This is a genomic window from Streptomyces lacrimifluminis (genome assembly GCF_014646095.1).
Classification (GTDB): domain Bacteria; phylum Actinomycetota; class Actinomycetes; order Streptomycetales; family Streptomycetaceae; genus Streptomyces; species Streptomyces lacrimifluminis.
The window spans coordinates 1-5,731 of the sequence record NZ_BMMU01000080.1 but is presented as its reverse complement, the minus strand read 5'-3'; the positions used below and the strand labels follow the sequence as shown (position 1 = coordinate 5,731).

General features: G+C 71.4%; 5 protein-coding genes and 2 pseudogenes. 4 read left to right on the top strand and 3 right to left on the bottom strand.

Going from position 1 to position 5,731, the window contains the following annotated elements:
• The first annotated feature begins 215 nt into the window (after positions 1-215).
• Together IEY89_RS39730 and IEY89_RS39725 are read left to right on the top strand one after the other, a co-directional pair.
• Positions 216-764 carry an RNA polymerase sigma factor gene (locus IEY89_RS39730; RefSeq protein WP_189152387.1) on the top strand — a complete coding sequence of 183 codons (549 nt, stop codon included), beginning with the start codon at positions 216-218 and terminating at the stop codon, positions 762-764.
• Positions 757-1,731: a CU044_5270 family protein gene (locus tag IEY89_RS39725; RefSeq protein ID WP_189152386.1), complete on the top strand. Its 975-nt coding sequence runs from the start codon at positions 757-759 to the stop codon at positions 1,729-1,731. The genes IEY89_RS39730 and IEY89_RS39725 overlap by 8 nt, the downstream gene beginning before the upstream one ends.
• Here IEY89_RS39725 and IEY89_RS39720 read toward each other — a convergent pair.
• Together IEY89_RS39720 and IEY89_RS39715 are read right to left on the bottom strand one after the other, a co-directional pair.
• Positions 1,732-2,242: pseudogene (locus IEY89_RS39720) on the bottom strand (hypothetical protein).
• 127 nt (positions 2,243-2,369) lie between these two features.
• Positions 2,370-2,744 carry a nuclear transport factor 2 family protein gene (locus IEY89_RS39715; protein ID WP_189152385.1) on the bottom strand — a complete coding sequence of 125 codons (375 nt, stop codon included), beginning with the start codon at positions 2,742-2,744 and terminating at the stop codon, positions 2,370-2,372.
• Between the two features lie 212 nt (positions 2,745-2,956).
• Between IEY89_RS39715 and IEY89_RS39710 the strand changes: the two genes are divergently transcribed.
• The gene (locus IEY89_RS39710; protein WP_189152384.1) at positions 2,957-3,253 is read left to right on the top strand and encodes a hypothetical protein; all 297 of its coding nucleotides are present in this window, start codon (positions 2,957-2,959) and stop codon (positions 3,251-3,253) included.
• Positions 3,254-3,538: 285 nt separating this feature from the next.
• On the opposite strand, the gene IEY89_RS39705 is transcribed toward IEY89_RS39710, so the two are convergent.
• Positions 3,539-5,299 (bottom strand): ABC transporter ATP-binding protein, encoded by a 1,761-nt coding sequence (locus IEY89_RS39705; protein ID WP_189152383.1) that lies wholly within the window; start codon positions 5,297-5,299, stop codon positions 3,539-3,541.
• 304 nt (positions 5,300-5,603) lie between these two features.
• Between IEY89_RS39705 and IEY89_RS39700 the strand changes: the two are divergent.
• Positions 5,604-5,731, top strand: a pseudogene (locus IEY89_RS39700) (S-(hydroxymethyl)mycothiol dehydrogenase); the annotation flags it as partial.

Below are 5,731 nucleotides of genomic sequence, written 5' to 3'. Positions count from 1 at the left end.
AACGACGTCACCAGATACAGCGTGCCGATCGTCTTGTGGTCAGTGGTCGTCAGCCACTTGACGCTGCTGAGGCTCCTGGCGGTGCGGGGTTTGACGTTGATGGTCTTCACGCCCCGCCTGTGTCCGCGCTCGCCCCGGACGTCACACTCGGGTGACGCGACGAGAATCACTAAAACGGGTGTGACGATCCGCAGAGTGCCGGACACGAACGGGACATGAGCAACGACGAGATCTTCGCCGCTGCCTATCGCGAGCACTACTGGGCGGTCAGCCGCTATGTCGCTCGGCGACTGGACGGGCGTACGAGCGAGGTGGAGGAAGTGGTGGCGGAGGTGTTCACCGTCGCCTGGCGGCGCCGTACCGACCTGCCTGCCACCCCTCTGCCCTGGTTGTACGGCGTGGCACGCAACTGTCTGGCCAACGCGGTGCGCGGCCAGGGCCGCCGACGACGGCTCGTGGACCGGCTGGGCAACGACGAGACGGCGCACGGCAGGCAGGTCGTGGCGAGCCCCGACACGGAGCCGCCGGGCGCCTGGGTGCATGAGGCGCTGGCCCGGCTCACCCCGGCCGACCAGGAGGTACTCCGCCTGACGGCCTGGGAGGAACTCGCCGTCGACGAGGTCGCCGTGGCTCTGGACTGCGGTACACGCGCGGCGGCGATGAGACTGCACCGGGCCCGGCGTCGGCTGAGAACCGAGATCGACCGGATACGCCCCGCGCTCGCCGCCGACGTGAACTCCCCGAAGGAACACGGCCATGCCTGACGAACTCGACCTGCTGCGCGGCGCCAACCCCGTGCCGGCGGACGGCCCCCACTTCGGCGACGGACCACTGGGCCACGACGCGGAGCGCCGGCTCAACCAACTGCTGCACGGCAGCGGCCCGTTCGGCCGTCGCCGCACCCGCTGGATGTGGAGCCTCGCGACTGTCGCGGTCGTCGCCGTGACCGCGCTGGCCCTGCTCCTCGCCGGCCCGGACACCGTCCCGGCGGTGGCCGCACCCCGCCCGCTGCTCGTGCAGGCCGGCTCCACCCCCGTACCCCTGGCCAGGATGGCCGAGATCGCCGAGGCGGCGGCCGCGGACGGATCGCCGACACTCCGCAAGGGCACCCACGTGCAGACGTGGAGCATGGGCATGTCGGAGGACGAGCCCCCGATCACGCTGCCCGTCGAACGCGTCGTACGCTGGCGGGCCGACGCCACCCATACGGAGCTGGTCGTGGCGACCGACCCACGGCATCCCGGTCGGCCGGTGCTCAGTGAGGGCGACGGCCAACCCCGCATGGTCGAGGACGGGCACGTCATCAGCGAGCAGACGTTCGGGCCGAGCTGGAGCGACGCCCCGCCCGAGTCGACGCCACCGCACGACCCGGGTCTCCTGAAGGCCTACCTTCAGGAGACGCAGTACCCGAGCACCACGCTGACGACCCGCGAACTCCTGGACGCGGTACGGGTGCTGCTCGACCACTGGACCCTCGGTGCCCCCGAGGACGCGGCCGTCGCCAGGCTGCTGGCGGACGCCGGGGGGCTGCGGCCCGTAGGCCGGGTGACGGACCGGCTCGGGCGGCCCGGCCAGGCGTATGTGCACGACGGACAGGGCTCCCGCAAGATGTTGATCATGGACCCGGCCACCGGTGCCGTTCTCGGCCTGGAGGACACCGCCACCTCCGCCGAGCCCGAGTGGGGTCTGAAGGTGGGCGACGTCATGGACTACAGCGCCTGGATGCGCTGATCACACCCCGAGCTGCCGGGCGACGGCCTCGGCAGCCTGTTCGAGTGGTGTCGCGACGGTCATCGGACCGATGCCGCCCGGGACCGGGGCGATCGGCCCGGCCCGCTCGACGGCGGAGTCGAGGTCGGCGTCGCCGATGTTCCCGGGGCTGTACCCGGCTCGATCGCGACCGGCGCCGGGCTTGATGCCCTGCCCCGGATCGGCCGGGGCCGGCCCACGGCGGCGACCACGATGTCCGCCTCGCACACACGGACGACAGGTCCCGCGTCCGCGCAACATGCGGGACCAGTTCTCGGGGCGTCCTGGCGCCGGGCAGCTCGATACGGCGGGACCCGATGCCGGCCTTGCGGCAGCGGTTCTGCTTCATCCGGATGCGGGCGACGGAGGCGGGGTCCGCATCCACCAGCAGCGTAGCCAGACAGGGCCGCCCAGTGCCTTTTGGGCCTGGGAGGTAAACCCGGCCGGGCCTGAGGCATGATCCACTCCCGAGCTGACAGTCGTCATCGCCCAGGCTCCCGGCACACGCACTCCGCGTACACGAAGCCGATGCAGCGCTCCGCGAGGGCCGCTCCCCGGTGGTTCTCCCCCTCGGCGCACGTCACGACCCGGCGTCCAGCCCCGCTCCAGCCCGGTCGAGGTCAGGAATCCTCCTCGTCCCATGCCTGCACCACGGTCTGGTCGACGATCTTGCCGTCGCGCAGGGACAGCATCGAGCTGACGAGGACGCGGACTCCGTCCGGGTACTCGCAGGACTCGGTGTAGGCGACCTGGTCGCCCTGGACGATGACCTGCTCCAGCTTGTGGGTCATGTCCCTGCTGCACACCTCGTCGAGCATGGCGCCGATCTCGCTGCGCCCGTGCTTGACCATCGGGTGGCTGGGCTGGGAGTTTCGGTCGACGACGCGCAGTTCGGCGTCGTCGGCGTAGAGCGACAGCAGCACCGTCGCGTCGTGTGCTTCGATGCCCCGGCGCAGTGCCTCGGTGTCGAAAGCGGGGCTTGTCGCGGTGCCCATGGTGACCTCCTCCGAGGGCTGCGGCCCGATCGGGCGCGGGCCGCGAGGGACCTCTCCTCCTGAGCGTCCTCCGTCCCGGGAACCTCGGCAAGCGCAAGCGCAAGCGCAAGCGCAAGCGCAAGCGGAGGGAGAGAGGGAGGGAGGATGAGCCTGACGAGTGAGCGGGGCGCTGCGCCCGTGTCCGGTGCGGGGTGCGCGCCGTTCATGACTACATGATCTCAACACGACGAATCGCTGCCGCCGTTGGTCTCGCCGTCGGCGTCACCGGCCTCGCCGCCCCGCTGGCGAGCGCGGCTCCCGCCGCCGACCAGAACGTGGGCAAGCTCAACCCGATCGCCCAGCTCGACTCGCTCGCCGTGAGCGAGATTCCCGCCCAGTACCACGAGGACCTTCCCCGGGTCTCCAGCCAGCTGAGCTCGCTCAACCGCCTGAGCGACCTCAACCAGCTGCACCAGCTGACCGACCTGGCCGCCCCCGTCACCGGTCTGCTGCCGGGCATCGAGGCCTGACGGACGTACGTACTGAGGTATGTGGGCCGCCAGGCCGGACCGGGCGGCCCACACTCATGTCGTACGTGTGTGCTACTGGGGGTGGTTCGCTGTCGCCGGCCGCGCGCCCAGGACGTGGAAGCCGGGCCTCGGCCGTACCCGGGCCGGCTGCTGCCTTTACCACACGGTCCACCCGGACGAGGCACGCTGCCCCTGCCCCTGCCCCTGCCCCTGCGACACGGAACGGCTGCGCAGGCTGGAGAGCTGATCGCGCCCCGCAGGGAACGCTTCCCGGGTGGAGTGCGTTCAGTCGGTGGTCGCCAGGAACTGCGTCGCCGCCAACTCGGCGTACAGCGGGTCCCCGGCGACAAGTTCGCGGTGGGTGCCCACCGCGCGGACGCGGCCCGCGTCCATCACCACGATCCGGTCCGCCATCGTAACCGTCGACAGCCGGTGGGCGACGACGAGCACAGTCGTCGTACGGGCGACATCCGCGACCGTGTCCCGCAGCGCGGCCTCGTTCACCGCGTCCAGCTGCGAGGTCGCCTCGTCGAGCAGGAGCAGCCGGGGGTGGCGCAGCAACGCACGGGCGATGGCCACCCGTTGGCGCTCGCCGCCCGACAGCTTGGTGCCGCGATGGCCGACCAGGGTGTCGAGGCCGCGCGGCAGCCTGGCCACCAGACCGTCGAGCCGGGTCGTCTTCACCACGCGTGTGACCGCGTCCTCGTCCGCCTCGGGACTGCCCAGCAGCAGGTTGTCGCGCAGCGAGCCCGACAGCACGGGCGCGTCCTGCTCGACATAGCCGATGGCGGAACGGAGTTCGGTCAGATCCCAGTCGGAGGCGTCCCGGCCGTCGACGGTGATGACACCGGACTCGGGGTCGTAGAACCGTTCGATGAGCGAGAAGACGGTGGTCTTGCCCGCGCCGGACGGGCCCACGAACGCCGTCATTCCCCGGGGCGGCACGGCGAACGTCACGCCGTGGTGGACGTACGGAAGATCGTCGTCGTAGCGGAAGCGGACCTCGTCGAAGGCGAGTGCCGCCGGTTCGGCGTCTGTTGCCGGCAGGGGTGCGGGCCGGGCCGACGACGGTTCGGCGGGCAGGGCGAGGGCCTCCTGGATACGGGTGAGGGCCGCGGCACCCGTCTGGTACTGGGTGATCGCGCCGACGACCTGCTGGATCGGTGACATCAGATAGAAGACGTAGAGGAGAAACGCGACCAGTGTGCCGACCTCGACCGCGCCGGTCGCGACCCGCGCGCCACCCACCGCGAGCACCGTGATGAAGGCGATCTGCATCGCGAGGCCCGCCGTGTTGCCCGCCGCGGCCGACCACTTGGCCGCCCGTACGCTCTGCCGCCACGACTCCTCGGCCGCCGCGTGCAGCCGCTCCTCCTCCCGGTGTTCGGCGCCGGACGCCTTGATCGTGCGCAGTGCGCCGAGTACCCGTTCCAGTGAGGCGCCCATGACACCGACCGCGTCCTGCGCCCGCCGGCTCGCCTTGTTGATGCGCGGCACGATCACCCCGAGCACGGTCCCCGCCCCCAGGATCACGGCGAGGGTGACGCCCAGCAGCACCGGGTCCACCAGGCCCATCATCACGATCGTCGCCACCAATGTGAGACCGCCGGTGCCGATACCGACGAGCGAGTCGGTGGTGACCTCGCGCAGCAGCGTCGTGTCCGAGGTGACCCGGGCCATCAGATCACCGGGCTCGGTCCGGTCCACGGCGGGGATCCGCAGCCGCAGCAGATAGGAGGACAACGCCCGCCGGGCGCCCAGCACCACCGACTCGGCGGTGCGCCGCAGCACATACGAACCCAGCGCGCCCAGCGCCGCGTTGGCGACGACCAGCGCCGACATCAGCACCAGCGCCCCGGTGATCGTCCGGTCGTGGGACAGATCGTCGATGAGCCCTCGCGCCACCAGCGGCAGTGCCAGCCCGGCGGCACCCGTGGCCAGCGACAGCAGGGCGCCCGCCAACAGGGTCCACCGGTGCGGCCGTACGTATCCGAGGAGCAGGCGCCAGGCGGGCGGCGGACCGGCGTTCGGCTCTGCGATGCTCACGGCGCTCCTCGGGAGGCGAACGGGCGGGACGTTCACCCTACGTCGGTGGCAGGGGAAGAGGAGAAACAGTGGTTGCCTCTCGCCCGGCTCTCCCCGCCCTTCCTGCCGCTGAGGTCATTGCAGCGCCCGCCGGTCCCTGGCCGTCGTCGGACGAGGGGTTCCGCCCCGCCGGCCGGCAGACAGCCCCGAGGAGGCCGGCCGGTGCTCCGGGGGTGGGCTCGACCGTGAGCGTGCCGATACCGATCAGTCGCACGTAGGGTCGGAGCGAAGAACCGAACATTGGCCGATGGAAGGGTTCAGCACCATGGCGCAGGAAGTACGCGGCGTGATCGCACCGGGCAAGAACGAACCGGTGCGGGTCGAGTCGATCGTCGTGCCGGACCCCGGGCCGGGCGAGGCGCTGGTGCGGATCCAGGCCTGCGGGGTGTGCCA